This window comes from Citrobacter sp. TBCP-5362 (genome assembly GCF_005406305.1).
Classification (GTDB): Bacteria; Pseudomonadota; Gammaproteobacteria; order Enterobacterales; family Enterobacteriaceae; genus Citrobacter_B; species Citrobacter_B koseri.
Map to the genome: position 1 here is coordinate 2,102,173 of NZ_CP040234.1, position 20,935 is coordinate 2,123,107.

The 20,935-nt window shown below is 57.8% G+C and carries 15 protein-coding genes; 10 read left to right on the forward strand and 5 right to left on the reverse strand.

Going from position 1 to position 20,935, the window contains the following annotated elements; genetic code table 11:
- Positions 1-39 precede the first annotated feature (39 nt).
- Entirely contained in the window at positions 40-270 is a 231-nt protein-coding gene (chaB, locus tag FD428_RS10065) for a putative cation transport regulator ChaB (protein ID WP_114847849.1), read from the forward strand.
- Positions 271-438: 168 nt separating this feature from the next.
- Entirely contained in the window at positions 439-1,134 is a 696-nt protein-coding gene (locus FD428_RS10070; RefSeq protein ID WP_058669238.1) for a gamma-glutamylcyclotransferase, read from the forward strand.
- Positions 1,135-1,164: 30 nt separating this feature from the next.
- On the opposite strand, the gene FD428_RS10075 is transcribed toward FD428_RS10070, so the two are convergent.
- The 3 genes from FD428_RS10075 to FD428_RS10085 form a co-directional block, all read right to left on the reverse strand.
- Positions 1,165-1,410, reverse strand: a complete 246-nt coding sequence (locus FD428_RS10075) for a DUF1883 domain-containing protein (protein WP_012132167.1) — start codon at positions 1,408-1,410, stop codon at positions 1,165-1,167.
- Between the two features lie 210 nt (positions 1,411-1,620).
- Entirely contained in the window at positions 1,621-3,405 is a 1,785-nt protein-coding gene (locus FD428_RS10080) for a methyl-accepting chemotaxis protein (protein ID WP_114847850.1), read from the reverse strand.
- A gap of 160 nt (positions 3,406-3,565) precedes the next feature.
- Positions 3,566-3,919 (reverse strand): DsrE/DsrF/TusD sulfur relay family protein, encoded by a 354-nt coding sequence (locus FD428_RS10085; RefSeq protein ID WP_049010651.1) that lies wholly within the window; start codon positions 3,917-3,919, stop codon positions 3,566-3,568.
- Positions 3,920-3,993: 74 nt separating this feature from the next.
- On the opposite strand from FD428_RS10085, the gene nasR reads away from it, so the two are divergent.
- The 7 genes from nasR to FD428_RS10120 all read left to right on the forward strand — a co-directional run bounded on the left by nasR (position 3,994) and on the right by FD428_RS10120 (position 16,559).
- Complete coding sequence (gene nasR / locus FD428_RS10090) at positions 3,994-5,190, forward strand: nitrate regulatory protein NasR (RefSeq protein WP_081353188.1); 1,197 nt, start codon at positions 3,994-3,996, stop codon at positions 5,188-5,190.
- 240 nt (positions 5,191-5,430) lie between these two features.
- The gene (locus FD428_RS10095; protein ID WP_114847851.1) at positions 5,431-6,690 is read left to right on the forward strand and encodes a CmpA/NrtA family ABC transporter substrate-binding protein; all 1,260 of its coding nucleotides are present in this window, start codon (positions 5,431-5,433) and stop codon (positions 6,688-6,690) included.
- Position 6,691: 1 nt separating this feature from the next.
- Positions 6,692-7,573: a nitrate ABC transporter permease gene (ntrB, locus tag FD428_RS10100; RefSeq protein WP_012132174.1), complete on the forward strand. Its 882-nt coding sequence runs from the start codon at positions 6,692-6,694 to the stop codon at positions 7,571-7,573.
- A gap of 10 nt (positions 7,574-7,583) precedes the next feature.
- Positions 7,584-8,372, forward strand: a complete 789-nt coding sequence (locus tag FD428_RS10105) for an ABC transporter ATP-binding protein (protein WP_114847852.1) — start codon at positions 7,584-7,586, stop codon at positions 8,370-8,372.
- A gap of 9 nt (positions 8,373-8,381) precedes the next feature.
- The gene (gene nirB, locus FD428_RS10110; RefSeq protein WP_114847853.1) at positions 8,382-12,449 is read left to right on the forward strand and encodes a nitrite reductase large subunit NirB; all 4,068 of its coding nucleotides are present in this window, start codon (positions 8,382-8,384) and stop codon (positions 12,447-12,449) included.
- On the forward strand, positions 12,446-15,058 hold the full coding sequence (locus FD428_RS10115; RefSeq protein ID WP_114847854.1) for a nitrate reductase: 2,613 nt from the start codon (positions 12,446-12,448) through the stop codon (positions 15,056-15,058). Before nirB ends, FD428_RS10115 begins: the two co-directional genes overlap by 4 nt.
- A gap of 94 nt (positions 15,059-15,152) precedes the next feature.
- Entirely contained in the window at positions 15,153-16,559 is a 1,407-nt protein-coding gene (locus FD428_RS10120) for a YchO/YchP family invasin (protein WP_024130295.1), read from the forward strand.
- Here FD428_RS10120 and narL read toward each other — a convergent pair whose 3' ends face one another.
- Positions 16,560-17,210: a two-component system response regulator NarL gene (narL, locus tag FD428_RS10125; RefSeq protein ID WP_012132179.1), complete on the reverse strand. Its 651-nt coding sequence runs from the start codon at positions 17,208-17,210 to the stop codon at positions 16,560-16,562.
- Positions 17,203-18,999, reverse strand: a complete 1,797-nt coding sequence (narX, locus tag FD428_RS10130; RefSeq protein WP_114847855.1) for a nitrate/nitrite two-component system sensor histidine kinase NarX — start codon at positions 18,997-18,999, stop codon at positions 17,203-17,205. Before narX ends, narL begins: the two co-directional genes overlap by 8 nt.
- A gap of 359 nt (positions 19,000-19,358) precedes the next feature.
- Here narX and FD428_RS10135 point away from each other — a divergent pair, with 359 nt between their 5' ends.
- On the forward strand, positions 19,359-20,750 hold the full coding sequence (locus tag FD428_RS10135) for a NarK family nitrate/nitrite MFS transporter (RefSeq protein ID WP_024130296.1): 1,392 nt from the start codon (positions 19,359-19,361) through the stop codon (positions 20,748-20,750).
- The last annotated feature ends 185 nt before the right edge of the window (positions 20,751-20,935 follow it).

Here is a 20,935-nt window from a genome sequence, read left to right on the forward strand (position 1 = left end):
GACCACACTAAAGGTTTACAGCAAAAAGAGGAGTCAGCAATGCCTTATAAAACGAAAAGCGATTTGCCGGAAAGCGTTCAGGATGTGCTGCCTGCACACGCGCAGGATATCTATAAAGAGGCGTTTAATAGCGCCTGGGAACAATATAAAGATAAAGCGGACAGACGTGACGACGCCAGCCGGGAGGAGACCGCGCATAAGGTTGCCTGGGCTGCCGTCAAAAATGATTACCAAAAAGGGGATGATGATAAGTGGCATAAAAAGCGCTGATCGTCTTCGTGCCAGACCAGGCAAATGATGCGCGTTGAGCGTCTGTTGCCTTGCAAGCGGCGGTTGAATTGCATATTGTCCTGTTAGTGGTTTCAAAATGAGCAGTTAAAATGCCCGGAAGGCGTCAAAAAAGTGTTGCAGGGAAGTTTGCAGTGGCGGAGGTGTAAGGTGTTAACGCGTGATTTTTTACTGAATGCCGATTGTAAAACGGCGTTTGGCGCTATTGAAGAATCACTACTTTGGTCAGCAGAACAACGGGCCGCTTCACTGGCGGCGACGCTTGCTTGCAGGCCCGATGATGGACCGGTGTGGATCTTCGGTTATGGATCGTTGATGTGGAATCCGGCGTTAGAATTTGACGAGTCCTGTACCGGTACGCTGGTCGGCTGGCACCGGGCGTTTTGTCTGCGTCTGACGGCAGGGCGTGGAACGGTGTGCCAGCCCGGACGGATGCTGGCGCTGAAAGAGGGCGGGCGAACTACTGGCGTGGCTTATAAACTGCCGGAGAACGCGCTGGAGCAGGAGCTGACGCTGCTGTGGAAGCGGGAAATGATTACCGGCTGCTATCTTCCCACCTGGTGCCAGCTGGCGCTGGATGATGGCCGGACGGTCAATGCGCTGGTGTTTATTATGGACCCGCGACACCCGCTGTATGAGTCGGATACTCGCGCTCAGATTATCGCGCCGCTGATTGCTGCCGCCAGTGGGCCGTTGGGCACCAACGCGCAATATCTGTTCTCGCTGGAACAGGAGCTTGCCAGACTGGGGATGCGGGACGATTGCCTGAACGATCTGGTGGCGAAAGTCAGAGGCTTGTTAGGCGAGAATCAGCCGGAAAGGGGATTCAACCCCGGATTTGCCTGAGCGTTGCCCCTGAATCCAGGGGCAAAAACATCAGGCTGCGATATAACTGATGGAGTGTTCCAGTGACTGGCTGTGGCTGTCGATCAGCACGTTCCAGACACCGGTGTACGGTACGGTCAGCCAGGCATTATCACGGTTCTGCACGCTTAAAATATCGGTCTGCGTGTCTTTGACGTGTTTTTTCTCGCTCATTAAATGGATGTGGCAGCGTTCAGAACAACGCACTATCACCGTATCCCCACCAAACAATTTCAAACTTGCTTTCACTAATGCCATTTTTCACCCCGTTCTTGAAAACAACGTACTCCCTTGCGGAAGTGCTGCGTGATGTTGTTCACATTTCACTCACTGCATAACACCAAAGGGTGAGCTCACGGATGCTGATTTTGATCAAAAAATGGCATAACCATTAAACAAAAATGACAAAATGCCTGAAAATCATTGAAAGGGCGTGGTAACTTTCGACAAAAACACGCCCTTATAAGATTAAATTCGGAAATGCCCGGCAGTTTCAGCCAGCTCGCCTGCCTGGCTCTGCAAGGCGCCTGCGGCGGCGGCAGACTGCACCACCAGTTCAGCGTTCTGTTGCACCATGCGATCAAGGTGGTTCACGGAGTGATTTATTTCCTGAATGCCTTTCATCTGTTCACTGGTGGCGATGCTGATTTCATGCATGATGCCGGAGACATGGCCGATGCTGGACAGGATCTCCTGCATACTTTCTCCGGCCAGATGAACATAACGTGAACCTGTCGCGACGCTGGTGGTTGTGGAGTCGATCAGCGATTTAATCTCTTTTGCCGCCTGCGCGCTGCGGCTGGCAAGGTTGCGCACTTCACCTGCGACAACGGCAAACCCGCGGCCTTGCTCTCCCGCCCGGGCGGCTTCGACCGAAGCATTCAGCGCCAGAATATTGGTCTGGAACGCAATGCCGTCGATCACGCTGGTGATATCGCCGATTTTCGCCGATGCTCCTTCAATGGATTGCATTGTCGTGATTGCCTGCGAGACCACGTCGCCACCGCGCGTGGCGGCCTGTGAGGCTTTTTGCGCCTGATCGTTGGCTTCGGCGGCAGATTCCGTGGACTGGGCGACCGATGCGGTGATTTGCTCAACGGCGCTGGCGGTTTCACGCAGGCTGGAGGCGGCCTGCTCGGTACGGCCTGAAAGGTCGCGGTTACCGGCGGCAATCTCCTGCGCGGCCATTTTCACCGAGGCGCTGGCATCGCGTAGCTGTACCATTACTACGGACAGCTTATCGCTAAAACCGTTAAACGCCCTGGCGATTTGCGCGACTTCGTCCGTGCCGTTGTCCGGCAAACGCTGAGACAAATCGTTCGTCCCGTTGGCAATGGCATGCATCGCGTCGCGGATCGTGGACAGACGCTTCATCAGTCGAGCCACCAGAAGGTGCATCACTGCGCCGCCCGCGAGAACCAACAGCAGCAGGGACAGGGTGGACGCCTTCAGCAGCGCCAGCATGCCGGAGGTCGCCTCTTTTTCGTCTAACGCCACGACCAGCCACCAGTGGGTTCCTTGCACCGGCGTCGCCAGCAGCGTTTTACTGCTCTCGCCGATCAGCGCCTGAACAGGGTGTCCGCTTTTTACCTGATTGAAATCCACGCCGCTGACGACCTGCGCGAAAGGTTTCATCGTCAGCGCCGGATCGTTGGCGGCGATGAGCGTTCCGTTTTGGTCGAGCAACATACCGCTGCTGGCGGGCGTCGGTTGAATACCGTGTACATTCGCCACGACGGCATCCATCGCGACATCACCGGCGACCACCGCTTTCAGTTCGCCATTCTCTTTCACCGGAACGGCGAACGTTACCACCAGCTTGCCGGTTCCGGCATCAACATAGGGGGCCGTAACGACGGCGGCGTCAGCGCTGACAACCTGTTGATACCAGGGACGTGATGTCGGATCGAAATCTGGCGGTATGCCTGCCGGGTCGGAGAATTTTGCTGTTTTGCTGGCATACCCGACATAGATATTCGTAAAGCCGCCGCCCAGCGCCATTTGACGAAATACCGGCACCGGATCGTCGGTTAGCGCCGCCTGCTGCAACGAGGAAATCATATTCATTTTGCTGCTAACCCAGTCGGTAATCGCCAGACTGTGGCTGGCGCTGGTGCTGGTGAGCGTATCCTGCTGCGCTTGTCGGTTATCGAGACGCGTTACCTGAAGGTTAATCAGCGTGTTAAGGAGGAGGGCGACAACCAGACATCCCGTTGTCGCTGCAATAATACGGGCGCGAATTGAGCTGAACATAGTATTTCCTTCAGTGTGGTATTGGAAATCCTATCGGCTACCGGGCGACGAATCTTGAGGCTGCAACCGCGTCCATAAGAAAATAGTATCAGCAGGGCGAAACGCGCGTTAAGCGCTAATGAAGGTGCGCGGAAACCAGGGGCAATTCCCGCGCCTGGGATCAGAAGGTCAGAACTTTATCCGCCGCCAGCGTCCACTGGGCCAGTTCGACCAGCGTACCGACTTCCACGCCGTCAATGAGCGGCAATGTGGTGATTCCCCGCCCGTCGGTACAGGTTTTACACAGTTTCACCGGGACGTTCTGCGCGGTCAGGATCTCCAGCATTTGCTGGATATTGTAACCTTCCGCAGGCTTCTGTCCGCGTAATCCTGCGGTGACGGCATCCGACATTAAAAATAAACGCAGGTCGAGGTCGCCGGCCTGTTCACGTAGCGCAATGGCCAGACGCAGGCTGTTAAATAACGCTTCGCTACCGTATGCCGCACCGTTTGCGACGATCACTATCTTTTGCATTTTGACTCCTGTTGTCAGGGGGGCATGGATATTGCTTGTAGTTACGGGTAGACCTGTTACCCGGGAGAGCAACGATGATGACGAATATGGAAAGCCGCCCCGGCGCCACCCAATGGTTTCATTATGCGCGCCAGCTTGAGAATACGCAGCTTCGCCAACTGGCGCAGTCAGGGAAGCTGGTGTCCCGGATTAGCCATCTGGTGCATATGCTACAGTGCGAACGCGGCGCATCCAACATCTGGTTGTGTTCCGCAGGGCAACTTTATGGGCCGGAGATACGCGCCAGCCGCGCGCTGGTGGACGAAGAACACGCCCGGTTGCAGTCCCTGTTACAGGAGATGAGGCCGATGGCGAACAGCGCGCTCTGTCATCGCATCGCCGGGGCTGTCTGGTGTCTGGAGCAGTTGCCGCAGCTGCGCGAAGCGGTCAGTGGACGGCATAGCGATGCGCCACAGGCGATGGATCAGTACAGCCGCACGCTGCGCCACCTGCTAAGCATTGTGCCGCAGCTTAACGACAACATCGACCATCCCCACATCGCCGGAGGGATGGTCGCGCTGTACAGCTTTATGCAGGGTAAGGAGCTGGTGGGGCAAGAGCGGGCGCTGGGGGCGATAGGGTTCACGCAAGGGGCATTCAGCCACGAGATGCGACAGGAACTGGTGGATCGCATTGACGGACAGCAGCTCTGCTTTGACACCTTTATATCGCTGGCGTCACCGGCGGTGGTTCACGCATTTCGCCAACAGTGCGAAGCGGAAGCCGCTATCGAACAGTGGCGCCGTCTGGCCTGTACGCGCCAGCCTGCGCCCGATAAGGGCGAAAGCGCTTTACGCTGGTTCACGCTCCAGACGCAACGGCTGGAGCAACTGCGCAGCATCGAGGAGATGCTGATCGCCGAGTTAATGTCTGCGGTGGAGCGCCGTCTGGCGCAGGATGAGACAACGTTGCCGCTCGCCAGCTGGCTGGATGATGCCACCGACGATACGTTCTCATTGCGTCGGGATAAGCAGTTGCTGCTGGTTGTGCGGCAACAGGCGCGGGAGCTGGAGCAGCTCAGCGGGCAACTGGCGTCGCTACAGGATGCGCTGGAGGAGCGAAAGGTTATTGATAAGGCCAAATATGTGCTGATGCATCACCAGAATCTGTCTGAAGAGCAGGCCTGGCAGTCGCTGCGCAAAATGGCGATGGATAAGAACCAGCGGATGGTGGACATCGCGCGTGCGCTGCTCACGGTGAAATCGCTCTGGCAGGTGACAACCAAAGGGTAGCTGCACAACGGCTGGGCATCGCGTGCCAGATTCGGGTGCAAGCGCGTTCGCGTACCGCCTGAAAAGCGGCGGGATAAGGGCATGTTGATGTTGGCATCTGAATTGCAGGACTGAAATGGTAAAAGAGTTCTGAAAACAGTTTAGCGGCAAACCAACGACGGTTTGCGCGCGTTTGGGATAAAGGCGTCCTGCAATGCTTCGGCATTGCCGGGCGCTTTTTTTTTGCAATGGGGAGCATGTATGGGTGACAGGTCTGTTTCATTGACGCGACGTCGATTATTGCAGGCAGGGGCCGCGATGGGCGGGGCGCTGCTGGTACCCGGTTTGATGCAGTCCGTGTGGGCGGCAGGGTCGGACAAACCCGAACTTGAAACCGTCAGAGTCGGCTTTATTCCGCTCACCGACTGCGCGCCGCTGATCATCGCCGCGTTGAAAGGGTTTGATAAGAAATACGGCATTACCCTTGTGCCGACCAAAGAGGCCAGTTGGGCGGCGGTGCGCGACAAACTCGTTTCCGGCGAACTGGACGCGGCGCATGTGCTGTATGGCCTGCTCTATGGTCTTGAGCTTGGTATTGCCAGTAAGCCGCAGCCGATGGCGAACCTGATGACGTTAAATCAGAACGGGCAGGCAATCACGCTGTCGACGGCGCTCCAGGAGAAAGGCATTACCGACGCTGGCGGATTGAAAAACATGATCGCCGGACAAGCGCCCGGCACTTACACCTTTGCGCATACCTTTCCGACCGGAACGCATGCGATGTGGCTCTATTACTGGCTGGCCAGTGCGGGGATTAACCCGTTCTCTGATGTCCGAATGGTCGTCGTGCCGCCGCCGCAAATGGTGATGAACATGCGTATTGGCAACATGGTGGGCTTTTGCGTCGGTGAGCCGTGGAATGCCCGCGCGATTAATGATCGCATTGGTTTTACCGCCACGACCTCGCAGGCCATCTGGCCCGATCACCCGGAAAAAATCCTGGGAACGCGCCGTGACTGGGTCGAACAGCATCCAAACACCGCCAGAGCGCTGGTCAGCGCGGTACTGGAGGCGGCGCGCTGGATCGACGCCTCAGTGGAAAACCGACGTGAAACCGCACAAATACTGGCCCGTCGCGCCTGGCTTAACACCAAAGAGCAGTACCTGACCGGACGTATGTTGGGCGAGTACGACAACGGCGCAGGGCATCGCTGGCAGGACGCGCACGCCATTCGTTTTTATCACGATGCGGAAGTGAGTTTTCCGTGGCATTCCGACGGGATGTGGTTCCTGACGCAGTTTCGTCGCTGGGGGCTGCTCAAGGACGCGCCGGATTATAACGCCATCGCCGCCCGGATTAACCGCACGGACATCTGGCGGGACGCCGCCGCAGCGGTAGGCGGCATCACGCCGCCTTCTCAGCTGTTACGCACCAGCACCCTCATGGATGGTTCCGTATGGACCGGGCGGGACCCCGAACGTTACGCCAACAGCTTCACTCTCCATCATCAAGGGGCCTGACATGAAAACAGTACAAAACGCGCAAAGACGCATTCCTGAACCCGCCGCCGGTGAAGTGATTACGCTGCCGCCCGTTACGGTGCGCAGGCGTAATCCGCCGCTGTCGCATCTGATGCGAACGCTGGCGCAGCGAACCGTTCCCGCATTGCTGGGGCTGGCGCTGCTGGTGGTGGGCTGGCAACTGGCGGCCATTAACAGCAAAGGCTTCCCGACGCCGCTCAGCACCCTTGATTCCGCGCTGACGCTGTTTGCCGACCCGTTTTATAACGGTGGGCCTAATGATATGGGGATTGGCTGGAATGTGCTGGCGTCGCTACAGCGCGTGGCGATTGGTTTTGGGCTGGCGGCGCTGGTGGGGATTCCGCTTGGCTTCCTGATCGGCCGGTTCACCTTTTTCTCACGCATGTTTACCCCGCTGATCGCGCTGCTGCGACCGGTCAGCCCGCTGGCCTGGTTGCCAATTGGCTTGCTGCTGTTTCAGAAAGCGGAACCGGCATCAAGCTGGACTATTTTTATCTGCTCTATCTGGCCGATGGTGATCAACACCGCCGAAGGCGTGCGACGCATCCCACAGGATTACCTTAACGTTGCCCGTGTCCTGCAACTCCCGGAATGGACGGTGATGCGCCGTATTCTCTTTCCGGCGGTTCTGCCTGCGGTGCTGACCGGCGTACGCCTGTCTATCGGCATCGCCTGGCTGGTGATTGTGGCGGCGGAAATGCTCACCGGCGGCCTCGGCATTGGCTTTTGGATCTGGAACGAGTGGAACAACCTCAATGTGGAAAACATTCTCATCGCTATCGTCATCATCGGCGTGGTTGGCCTGTTGCTGGAGCAGGGCTTAATGCTGGTGGCGCGTCGTTTTAGCTGGCAGGAAAAATAAGGGGAACACCATGAAACCGTTAATTCAGGTACAGGCTGTCAGTCAGCGTTTTTCTACCGCCAGCGGCGAATTTCTGGCGTTGCAAAACGTCTCTTTCGACATTCATGAAGGTGAAACCGTCAGCCTTATTGGGCATTCCGGCTGCGGGAAATCGACGCTGTTGAATCTGATTGCCGGAATTACGCTCCCTACCGACGGGGGGCTTATTTGCGACAACCGGGAAATCGCCGGGCCGGGGCCGGAAAGGGCGGTGGTCTTCCAGAATCACTCGCTGCTGCCGTGGCTGACCTGCTTCGATAACGTTGCGCTGGCGGTTGATCGGGTCTTTCGCCGCACGATGGGGAAAACAGAGCGTCGGGAATGGATTGAACACAATCTTGAACGGGTGCAAATGGGGCACGCCATGCACAAGCATCCGGGAGAAGTGTCCGGGGGGATGAAGCAGCGCGTCGGCATCGCCAGGGCGCTGGCGATGAAACCCAAAGTGCTGCTGATGGATGAACCGTTTGGCGCGCTGGACGCCCTGACGCGCGCGCACTTGCAGGACACGGTGATGCAAATCCAGCAGTCGCTCAATACCACCATTGTGCTGATTACCCACGATGTGGATGAAGCGGTGCTGCTCTCCGATCGCGTGCTGATGATGACCAACGGCCCGGCGGCGACGGTAGGCGACATTTTGCCCGCCACGCTTCCTCGCCCGCGTAATCGCGTGCAGCTGGCTGACGACAGCCGATACCACCAGTTGCGCCAGCAGATTCTTCACTTCCTCTACGAAAAGCAGCCGAAGGCGGCGTAGGGAGGCGGTATGACGCAGCGACTGGTCATTATCGGCAACGGGATGGCTGCCACCCGTCTGGTGGAGGCGCTGTTGGCGCAGGCGCCGCAGGCCTTCACGATAACCGTGGTGGGGGAAGAACCGCAGCATGCGTATAACCGCATTCAGCTTTCGCCCGTACTGGGCGGCGAAAAGCGCTTTGCGCAGACGCTGCTGCATCCGCCTGAGTGGTATCAGCGCCACGGCGTCACGGTGCTGACGGGGGAAACCGTCATCGCCGTTGACGCGATAGCGCGTACCGCCACCACCACCGGTCGAACGCTGGCGTGGGATGCGCTGGTGTTTGCCACCGGCTCGGTTCCGTTTATTCCGCCGATCCCCGGCGCTGATTTACCCCATGTGCATGCTTTTCGCACGATTAACGATGTGGACAGCATCCTGCATGGCTGCGGGCCGGTTGCCGTGCTGGGCGGCGGTGTGCTTGGGGTCGAGGCAGCGGCCGCGCTGCGACTAAAATGTGACAATGTCACGTTGATTCATCGTGGCAATCGGTTCATGGAGCAACAGTTGGATGAGCAGGCCGGGGAACTGCTGGCGGAACACCTTGCCGCACGCGGGATTGACTGCGTGCTGTCGTCCGGTATCGACAGGATTACGCCTGATGACGTCACGTTGGCGAACGGTTGCGTGCTGTCTGCAACGCGCGTGGTGATTGCCACTGGCGTAAAACCCAATACGGCGCTGGCGCAGGCAAGCGGGGTGCCCTGTCAGCGTGGAATTGTGGTGGACGGGCAACTGCGCACGGCGGTGGCGGGGATCAGCGCGATAGGCGAGTGCTGTGAAATCGACGGCCAGACCTGGGGGCTGGTCGCGCCCTGTCTGGCGCACGCGGAGGTGCTGGCGGCCCGCCTGGCGGGAATCCCCTGCGCTGATTTTCACTGGCAGGACAGCGGTACGCGTCTGAAGGTGACGGGCATCGATCTGTTCAGCGCCGGGGAGGTAAACGCCACGGCAGGTGATGATCTGATGCGCACATTTGACCCGCTGAGCGGCCATTACCGTCGTCTGCTGATCCGCAATGGACGGTTACAGGGGGTGCTGCTGATGGGCGATTGCCGTAGCGCCGCGCCGTTGACTGATTTGCTGGCGCAGGCTGCGTCGGCGAATCCTGACTGGTTATTCGACAGATTTGATACGCAGCCTGCGGCTGCAGGACAGGTGACTATGACAAAACCCACGTTGGCTGTTGTTGGACACGGTATGGTTGGCCACCATTTTCTTGAGCAATGCGTTAGCCGCAATCTGCATCTTGACTATCAGATTGTGGTCTTTGGCGAAGAGCGTTATGCCGCCTATGACCGCGTTCATCTGTCGGAGTATTTCGCCGGGCGCAGCGCAGAATCGCTCTCGCTGGTGGAAGGCGATTTTTTTGCCCGCCACGGTATTGAACTGCGGTTGTCGCAATGCGTTACGACGATCGATCGGGATGCCCGCGTTATTCGCACCGCCGGCGGACATGAAACGCACTGGGATAAACTGGTGCTGGCAACCGGATCATATCCCTTTGTTCCGCCGGTGAAAGGCGGTGATTCAGCGGCGTGTTTCGTCTATCGCACGCTGGACGATCTGGATGCGATTGCCGCGAAGGCAAAACACTCTCGCCGTGGGGTGGTGATTGGCGGCGGGCTGTTGGGGCTGGAGGCGGCGAACGCCTTGCGGCAATTAGGGCTGGAGACGCATGTTGTCGAGTTCGCGCCATCGTTAATGGCGGTTCAGCTTGATAACGCTGGCGCGGCGATGCTGCGCGAAAAAATCGAGGCGCTGGGCGTGAGCGTGCATACCTCGAAATCCACTGCGGAAATTGTCTCCACCCCGCAAGGGTTACAGTTGGTGTTTACGGATAGTGAGCGTCTGGAGACGGATATGGTGGTGTTTTCTGCCGGTATTCGCCCGCAGGATGCGCTGGCGCGCGGCGCCGGACTTCGTATCGGAGAACGCGGCGGGGTGTGTATTGATAACCACTGTCTGACCTCTGACGCGGATGTTTTTGCCATCGGTGAATGTGCGCTCTGGGACGGCAGGGTGTTTGGGCTGGTTGCGCCGGGATACCAGATGGCGCGCGTGGCGGCAGCGCAGCTGGCCGGTGAAGATGCGGCGTTCAGCGGGGCGGATATGAGCACCAAACTCAAATTACTGGGGGTGGATGTGGCCTCGTTCGGCGATGCGCAGGGGCGCACGCCAGGCGCGCAAAGCTATCAGTGGACGCATGGCCCGGAGCAAATCTACAAAAAAATTGTGGTCAGCGCGGACGGCAAGACGCTGCTGGGCGGCGTGCTGGTGGGGGATGCGGCGGATTACGCCACGTTATTGCAAATGATGCTTAACGGTATGGCGCTGCCTGGGCAGCCGGAATCGCTGATTTTACCTGCACTGGCGGGCAGCGCGCCGAAAGCGTTGGGCGTTGCGGCATTACCGGACAGCGCGCAAATATGCTCTTGTCATAACGTCAGCAAGGCAGATATTTGCCAGGCGGTCAGCGCGGGCGCAACGGAGATGGGCGCAATCAAGCAGTGCACCAAAGCGGCAACCGGCTGCGGTGGGTGCAGCGCGCTGGTGAAACAGGTGATGGAGTTCCAACTGGCGGCACAGGGCGTGGAGGTTAAAAAGGATATCTGCGAACACTTTGCGTACTCGCGACAGGAGATTTACCACCTGGTGCGGGTGAACCGCATCCACACCTTTGAGCAGCTGATTAGCCGCTATGGTCGCGGGCATGGTTGTGAGATTTGCAAACCGCTGGTGGGCTCGGTGCTGGCCTCCTGCTGGAATGAGTATCTGCTAAAACCTGCGCATCTGCCGTTGCAGGACACCAACGATCGTTATTTTGCCAATATCCAGAAAGACGGTTCGTATTCCGTTGTACCGCGCATGGCGGCAGGCGAGGTGACGCCGGATGGGCTGATCGCCATTGGCGAAATCGCCAAACGTTATCAGCTCTACAGCAAAATTACCGGCGGGCAGCGTATCGACTTGTTTGGCGCGCGCCTCGAACAACTGCCGGATATCTGGCGCGATCTGGTTGCCGCCGGTTTTGAAACCGGGCACGCCTACGGGAAGTCGTTGCGCACGGTGAAATCCTGCGTCGGGTCAACCTGGTGTCGCTATGGCGTTCAGGATTCAACCGGTCTGGCCGTCACGCTGGAGAACCGCTACAAGGGACTGCGCGCCCCGCACAAAATCAAAATGGCGGTCTCCGGCTGTACCCGCGAGTGTGCCGAAGCGCAGGGGAAAGACGTTGGCGTGATCGCCACCGATAAGGGCTGGAACCTGTATGTCTGCGGAAACGGCGGTATGAAGCCGCGTCATGCGGATCTGTTCGCCAGCGATCTGGATGATGCCACGCTGATTAAATTCGTGGATCGCTTCCTGATGTTCTATATCCGTACCGCCGATCGCCTGCAACGCACCAGCACCTGGATGGATAATCTTGAAGGGGGCATCGACTATCTGCGCGAGGTGGTTATACACGACAGCCTGGGTATCGGCGAGGAGCTTGAACAGGAGATGGCGCGGATTGTGGAAACATACCAGTGTGAATGGCAAACCACGCTGAACGATCCGCAGCGTCTGGCGCTGTTCCGCACCAGCGTGAACGGTGACGAACCGGATGAAGCCGTAGCGCGCCAGATGCTACGTGGACAGCCGCAGCTGGCGAAACCGGCGGCGCCAGCGAGAGCCATCCTGCCGACAAAACCCTGGCAGGAGGTTTGTCAACTGGAGGAGATCCCCGAGCAGGCGGGCATTGGCGCCCGTCTAGGCAACCTGCAAATTGCGCTGTTTCGCTTTGGTCAGACGATTTACGCCCTTGATAACCATGAACCCGGCAGCGACGCAAACGTGCTTTCCCGGGGAATTCTGGGGGATGCCGGCGGTGAGCCCGTTGTCATTTCACCGCTCTACAAACAGCGTATTCGCCTGCGCGATGGTCGGCAGTATGACAGCGGTGAGCCCGTTGTGCGCGCCTGGCCAGTGAAAGTCGAAGCGGGCAAGGTATGGGTCGGGAATCAGGCACTACTGCTGCGCGCGGAGGCGTCATGAATGAAACCCGGACAACGTGCCCTTACTGCGGCGTCGGCTGTGGGGTGATTGCCCGCGTCAGCGAACAGGGCGTCACGGTTCAGGGCGATCCCGATCACCCGGCCAATTTTGGGCGACTGTGTGTGAAAGGCGCCGCGCTGGGGGAAACCACCGGACTGACCGGACGGTTATTACATCCGCAGGTTAACGGTGAAACGGTAAGCTGGCAGCAGGCGCTGAACACGGCGGGCGAGCGCCTGCGCAGCATCATCGCGCAATATGGCCCAACGTCGGTGGCTTTCTACGCCTCGGGACAACTGCTGACGGAAGACTACTATGCGGCGAATAAACTGATGAAGGGATTCATCGGTGCGGCCAATATCGATACCAATTCGCGCCTGTGCATGTCGTCAGCCGTTACGGGCTACAAACGCGCGTTTGGCGCGGATGTGGTGCCATGCAGCTACGAAGATATAGAACGCAGCGATCTGGTGATTCTGGTCGGCTCGAACGCGGCGTGGACGCATCCGGTGCTCTATCAGCGCCTGGTGCAGGCGCGAAAAGAGAACCCGTCCATGAAAGTGGTGGTGATTGATCCCCGGCGCACCGCCACCTGTGATATTGCGGATATGCACCTTGCCCTGACGCCCGGCAGCGATGGCGGGCTGTTTGTCGGGCTGCTGCACGCCATCGCGACAAGCGGCGAATATGACGTCGATTTTGATGATGCGCAGGCGGCGTTTGCCCGCGCCAGCCGCTGGCCTGTTGAGCGAGTCGCGCAATTTTGTGGTCTGGAACCCGCGGAAATTCGCCGGTTTTATGATGGTTTTCTGACCGCGCCGCGCGCAATCACTCTTTACACGATGGGGATTAACCAGTCCGCCAGCGGCAGTGATAAATGTAACGCGATCATTAATGTACACCTTGCCTGCGGTAAATACGGGCGGGAAGGCTGCGGGCCCTTTTCGCTGACCGGACAGCCAAATGCGATGGGAGGGCGTGAAGTCGGCGGGCTGGCGACACAGCTGGCGGCGCACATGAATTTTGAGCCACAGGATCTGTCGCGGGTTGCCCGTTTCTGGGGCACGGAGCGGCTGGCGCAGACGCCGGGGTTGATGGCGGTGGATCTGTTCGACGCTATCGCGCGCGGCGAGGTGAAGGCGGTGTGGATCATGGGCACGAATCCGGCGGTATCGCTGCCGGACACTCATGCCGTTTGCCAGGCGCTGTCTGCCTGCCCGTTGGTCATTGTCTCGGAGGTGGTGGCCGATACCGATACCAGTCGACTGGCGCATATCCGGTTTCCGGCGCTGGCCTGGGGGGAGAAAAACGGCACCGTCACCAACTCTGAACGGCGCATCTCGCGTCAGCGCGCATTTTTAACCGCCCCCGGCGAGGCCAGAGCAGACTGGTGGATTGTCGCGCAGATGGCGAAACAACTCGGTTTTGGTGAGGCATTCGCCTGGCAGGATGCGTGGGATGTCTTTCGGGAACACGCTGCGCTGTCGGGGTTTGAAAATGACGGCGACCGCGCGTTTGATATTGGCGCGCTGGCGGATCTGAACCGCGCGGCGTGGGATGAAATGGCGCCTGTCCGCTGGCCGGTCAGCCGTCACCACGGAGCGCTGGACCTGGCTCGCGGCTGGCATCGCAATAAGCGTCTGCGGCTGGTGCCCGTTGAACCGGAGGGCATGAGAACACGCTGTGACGCGCTCTATCCGCTTATTTTAAACAGTGGCCGCCTGCGCGATCAGTGGCACACCATGACCCGAACCGGAACGGTGGTTCGGCTTATGCAGCACATTAGCGAACCGATTGTTGAGGTTTCACCGTCCGATGCCGCCCGTTTTCACCTGGTGGATGGCGCATTTGGCCGTATCAGCTCTTCACGTGGGGTAATGGTCGCCAGAGTGGTGATTCAGGCCGGCTTGCGGGAAGGGACGGCGTTTACGCCGATGCACTGGAATAATCGCTTTGCCCGTCAGGGAAGGGTGAATGCGCTGGTCGCGCCTGTCTGCGATCCTCAATCTGGGCAGCCGGAGAGTAAACAAACGGCGGTGCGCATCACGCCGTGGCAGCCGCGCTGGCAGGGGGAACTGTTCATCCGCGAGGAGATAACCTTTCCTCCTTTTGTTCACTGGTGGCGTAAAGCGGCGGAAGGCGTGGCGCGTTTCACTCTCGCAAGCGATCGTGACGATCGCGACTGGTTGCTGGCGATGTGCCGCGAACAGCGCTGGCAATTGCAGACCGCACAGACGTCGCAGGGGCTGAATATTCTGGCCTGGCAGGCGGGACAATTAATGCTGGGGTTCTGGTCAGATGCGATAAAACCCGAAACAGACGATGCGGCGGTGATTGCCGCGTTCCGCCATCCGCCGGAAAACGCCCCTGAACGGCATGGCCTGTTGAGTGGCAAACCGGGCGGCGGGATGCCCGACCAGGGACGCATTATCTGTAGCTGCTTTAGCGTGGGGGAGTGTGCTATTCAGCAGGCTATCGCACAAGGGTGCGACTCCGTTCAGGCGCTGGGCAAAACATTACGCTGCGGCACCAACTGCGGCTCATGCGTACCGGAGCTGAAAGCGCTGCTGGCGCAAACGGCATCCGCCGGAAGCCTGGGATTCTCCTGAAAATGCGATAAAGGGCTGCAAAACGCGGATGGAAACGTTATGGTTTTAGTTAAGTGTGAGATTTCATTCGTTTAATGTAAAAGCAGCTGACAATTTGAGCCGTATTGTTTATCGCCCTCTTTCCCTTTGCATACTCTTGCTGCTGGCAGGCGGTACTGCCAGCGCGCAATCCTCGTTTATTCAACAGGCGGAAAATCCCTTCGATAACAACCAGGATGGTTTACCTGATTTGGGCATGACGCCTGAGTCACACGAAGGTGAAAAACAGTTTGCTGAGATGGTGAAAGCCTTTGGCGAAGCGAGCATGACCGACAATGGGCTGGATACCGGCGAGCAGGCGCGTCAGTTTGCGTTTGGCCAGGTGCGGGACGCCGTGAGTGAACAGGTTAATCATCAACTGGAGTCCTGGCTTTCGCCCTGGGGGAATGCGAGTGTCGATCTCAGGATTGATAACGAAGGGAGCTTTACCGGCAGTCGTGGAGGCTGGTTTATTCCCTGGCAGGACAACACGCGGTATCTGACCTGGAGTCAACTCGGGCTGACTCAGCAGGACGATGGCCTGGTCAGTAATGTCGGCATCGGCCAACGTTGGGCACGCGACGGCTGGCTGTTAGGGTATAACACTTTTTATGACAATCTGCTGGATGAAAATCTGCAACGGGCGGGATTTGGCGCGGAAGCGTGGGGCGAATACCTGCGATTATCCGCCAATTACTACCAGCCTTTCGCTTCCTGGCATGAACAGACCACCGCCTTAGAGCAGCGTATGGCGCGCGGCTACGATGTTACCGCGCAGATGCGTATGCCGTTTTATCAACACCTCAACACCAGCGTCAGCGTGGAACAGTATTTCGGCGAACGGGTGGATCTGTTTGACTCAGGCACGGGATACCATAATCCGGTAGCGGTAAAACTGGGGCTTAATTACACGCCGGTGCCGTTGGTGACGGTGACGGCGCAACATAAACAGGGCGAGAGCGGGGTGAGCCAGAATAATCTGGGGTTGAACCTGAATTACCGTTTCGGCGTGCCGCTGAACAAACAGCTGTCGGCCAGCGAGGTGGCGGAGAGTCAGTCGTTGCGCGGCAGTCGCTATGACAACCCGCAGCGCAATAATCTCCCGACGATGGAGTATCGTCAGCGTAAAACGCTCACTGTTTTTCTGGCGACGCCGCCGTGGGATCTCCAGCCTGGCGAGACGGTGCCGCTGAAGGTGCAGATTCGCAGTCGGCATGGCGTTCGTCATGTGACGTGGCAGGGCGATACGCAGGCGCTGAGTCTGACGGCAGGAGCGAAGGCGGACAGCGCAGAGGGCTGGACCATTATCATGCCTGCCTGGGACAGCAGCGAAGGGGCGACAAATCGCTGGCGGCTGTCGGTCGTTGTTGAAGATGAGCAGGGCCAGCGTGTCTCCTCCAATGAGATCACGCTATCACTGACTGAACCGTTTATGGCGATGCCCGATAACGATCCGCGCTGGAAGCTGCTCCCGGAGGAGTAATCAGAAGATGCGTTCCTGATGCACCCATACCGCCGCTTCGACGCGTGACTTCAGCTTCATCTTCTTCAGCATATGTTTCACATGCACTTTGACCGTACTCTCGGTGATATCCAGGCGGCGGGCGATCATTTTATTCGGCAGTCCCTGGGCGATCAGCTTCAGGATATCGCGTTCGCGCGGCGTCAGTTGGGTCACGTCGCGGTCAGAGGTCGCGCGGTTTGCCCGCAGGCTGGCGGCCAGAACCGGCGTTAACGCTTCGCTCAGCACCATTTCGCCAGCGGCCGCTTGCTGTAAGGCTTTCAGCAGATCTTCCGGCTCCATATCTTTTAACAGATAGCCGTCTGCGCCGCGCTTCAGCGCCGTCACCACGTCTTCTTCATGATTGGACACGCTGAATACCACGATACGGCCTGACAGTGATTTCTCACGCAGCTTATCCAGGGTTTCCAGACCGTTCATGCCCGGCATGTTCAGATCCAGCAGGATCAGATCGGGATCAAGAGACTCTGCCAGCTCAATACCCTGCTCGCCATTACTGGCTTCGCCGATCACGCTAATATCGGGCGCCATGCTGACAAGCTGTTTAACACCGGTCCGTAACATCGGATGATCGTCGATCAGCAGGATGGTAGCCGGTTCCTGATTACTCATGGGTATCTCCTTGGACTTCTGTGAAGTTTGTTTCGGGAATAAAGGTGACAGCAACTTCCGTACCGCCCGTCTCACGACGGCGTACACGACAATCGCCACGCAGGCTCTGCGCGCGGTCACGCATAATAATCATGCCATAATGGTTACTGCGCTCGGCGTTTTCTGGTACGCCGCAGCCGTTGTCTTTTACTGTCAGTTTGACCTGATTGCCATTTTGCACCACGGCGACGGCCACCTCATCGGCATGGGAATGCTTGAGGGCGTTACTTAACGCTTCGCGGGCAATTTGCAACAGGTGGATAGCCTGATGCGACGGCACCCGTCGCGGCGGGAGCTGATAATCCAGCTTCACCGTAAAACCAAATCGGGCGCTATATTCCTGACAGCTCGCCTCCAGCGCAGGCCGCAGGCCGGGTTCGGTCAACTGTAACCGGAAGGTGGTCAACAGTTCACGTAGCTGTACCCAGGAGGTATTCAGTTCGTTGCGGATCTGGCTGAGCAACTCGCGGCTGCTTTCCGGCAACGTCGCGCCCTGCATTTGCAGACAGCTGACCTGCATCTTCATGCAGGAGAGCGATTGTGCAATAGAATCATGAAGTTCGCGGGCAATGGTGGCACGCTCTTCCATCACAATCAACTGTTGCTGGCGTTCCTGATTTCTGTCCAGCGCCAGCGTAGCGGTCAATTGCTCGACCAGCGTATCAATCATCTGCTGCTGATCGTGACTCAGATGGCGCCCGTGCGGCAGCGTCGCCAGCAGAATGCCGTATTGCGTATGGGCATCGGTAAGTCGCCATTTCAGCGTGGTGCCGCCGTTGATCGCGGGCAGCGCGCCGCGCGGGCAGAGGTGGCACCCTTTGTCATCACAACTGCTGTCGGACTGGCAGGTGAACTCCTGATGATTATCTTCATCTTCCAGGTCATAAACCCGCAGTTCAATATCGTGCAGCAGCGTCAGGTTTTGCAGGCCGTTCAGCACCGGGGAGAGGCGCTCGCACAGCGGCACCTGGGAATGCAGGCGGCGGTTGGCCTGCCACAGGAATGAGAGGATCTGATTTTTATGCTCCAGCCCGGCTGTCTTTTCCTGCACGCGTTGTTCCAGTACGGCGTAACTTTCGGCCAGCTCTTCCGACATGTTGTTGAGCGCTGAGCCTAACATCGCCATCTCATTGCGCCCGCTGATATGCGCCCGCTGGGTGAAGTCGCGCTGGCTGACGGCTCGCGCCATCGAAAGCAGTTGTTTCCACGGTTGCAGCAGGCGCGCCCGTAGCCAGATGATCGTAAAGACGAACAGCAGCGCCATAAAGATGGCCATTAACCGATGCACCATCACCACGCGCTCAATGCGCAGCTCGGTCGTGTGATCAAAGGCGGTGACTAACCGATCCAGACCGGAGACAAAACGCATAACATCTCCGGCAACGGCGTTTCTGTCCTGCGCGCGTTGCAGCCCAGGCGCCAGTTCCGTATGCCAGTAGTCCTGTAGCGCGCGAAGCTGCTCTTGTTGCCCGTCGCGTTCCGCAGCGCGGGTCAGTTCAGGGCTGAACGCCGTCTGTTTCATCTCATCCAGCAGTTTTTGGTCGTGGGCGCTCAGCGGCACTGCTGCCAGCAGGCGATAGCTCTGCATACGCAGCGAACCGGCCTTGTTGATCGCATGGGCGCTGCCTTGTACGCCCTGAACCAGCCAGCCAGAGATAGCCATGCCCGCCACACCGATAGCGGTGGACAGGAGAACAATAAGCGCCAGTTGGTTGACCAGCGTGAGTGGAGAGAGACAACGTTTAAACATGTAGACTTCTTCCTTCAGGCTTCCTGCTCAGGAAACCTTAATGAATGACGATTCTGCCGGGATGCTCACCGAGGGGCGTTTCGACAGTGACGTTATTCTCAGCCATACCCTGGAGTATACCCATACCTATAACGAGTTACCTCTTAATTGCTGGTGGTGGGAGGGGATCGCGAAGCCGGGGGGTAGGGTTATACAGCACCGTGAAAAACCACATCTTTTTTGTCGACAAAGCCTACTCACTAAGGGGTATGATAATTTTTAGCCGCGAATAATGACGGCTTTTCCTTTGATTTATATCAACTTACCCCCGGCTGTAAACCCTAATGTGGCAGACATCGAATCGAGTAACAGAGGTGTCTATGAGTCACTCATCTGCCCCCGAAAGGGCATCTGGAGCTGTAATCACAGAATGGCGGCCGGAAGATCCCGCTTTCTGGGAACAGCGTGGTCATCGTGTTGCCAGCCGCAACCTGTGGATTTCCGTCCCCTGTTTGCTGCTGGCGTTTTGTGTATGGATGTTATTCAGCGCTGTCGCGGTGAATTTACCGAAGGTCGGTTTTAACTTCACCACCGATCAGCTGTTCATGCTGACCGCCTTGCCGTCTGTTTCTGGCGCATTACTGCGTGTGCCGTACTCCTTTATGGTTCCTCTGTTTGGCGGCCGCCGCTGGACGGCGTTCAGCACCGGGATTCTGGTCATTCCTTGCGTATGGTTAGGTTTTGCCGTGCAGGACACCTCCACGCCGTTTAGCACCTTTATTCTGATTTCTCTGCTGTGCGGTTTTGCCGGCGCGAACTTTGCCTCCAGCATGGCTAACATCAGCTTCTTCTTTCCAAAACAGAAACAGGGCGGTGCGCTGGGTCTGAACGGCGGTTTAGGCAACATGGGCGTGAGCGTTATGCAGCTGGTCGCGCCGCTGGTGGTCTCGTTGTCTGTCTTTGCCGTATTTGGCAGTCACGGTGTGGAACAGCCGGACGGTTCGCAGCTGTATCTGGCGAACGCCGCCTGGATTTGGGTGCCGTTCCTGGCCATTTTCACCCTGGCCGCCTGGTTCGGTATGAATGAGCTGGCGACCTCGAAGGCTTCGCTGAAAGATCAGTTGCCGGTACTTAAACGTGGGCACCTGTGGATGATGAGCCTGCTGTATCTGGCGACGTTCGGTTCATTCATCGGCTTCTCCGCCGGGTTTGCGATGCTGTCTAAAACGCAGTTCCCGGAAGTACAGATCCTGCATTATGCCTTCTTCGGCCCGTTAATCGGCGCGCTGGCCCGTTCTGCGGGCGGGGCAATTTCCGACCGTCTGGGCGGAACGCGGGTGACGCTGGTTAATTTTGTGCTGATGGCGATTTTCAGCGCTTTACTGTTCCTGACCTTGCCTTCTAACGGCCAGGGCGGCAGCTTTATCGCCTTCTTCGTTGTCTTCCTGGCGCTGTTCCTGACTGCCGGGTTGGGCAGTGGGTCTACTTTCCAGATGATCTCCGTTATTTTCCGCAAGCTGACGATGGACAGGGTTAAAGCGGAAGGGGGCTCTGAAGAGAAAGCGCTGCGTGAAGCTGCGACCGATACCGCAGCCGCATTGGGCTTTATCTCTGCGATTGGCGCAATCGGCGGTTTCTTTATTCCGAAAGCATTCGGGACATCTCTGGCATTAACCGGCTCACCGGTCGATGCGATGAAAGTGTTCCTGATTTTCTATATCGCCTGCGTAGTCATCACCTGGGCGGTATACGGACGTCATTCTAAAAAATAAAAAAGTAATTGTTTGATTATCCATTGCGCGGCGTTAGACCGCGCTTTTTTTTGCCTGTTTTTAGTTACAACATACTTATTTATAAATAAATAGCGCCGGTTTGTCAGAACAGCGTTCATTTATGCCTTGCAGGGGGCATACCCCTTAATACCCACTTATAAAGAATTTAACATTTACATAATGGA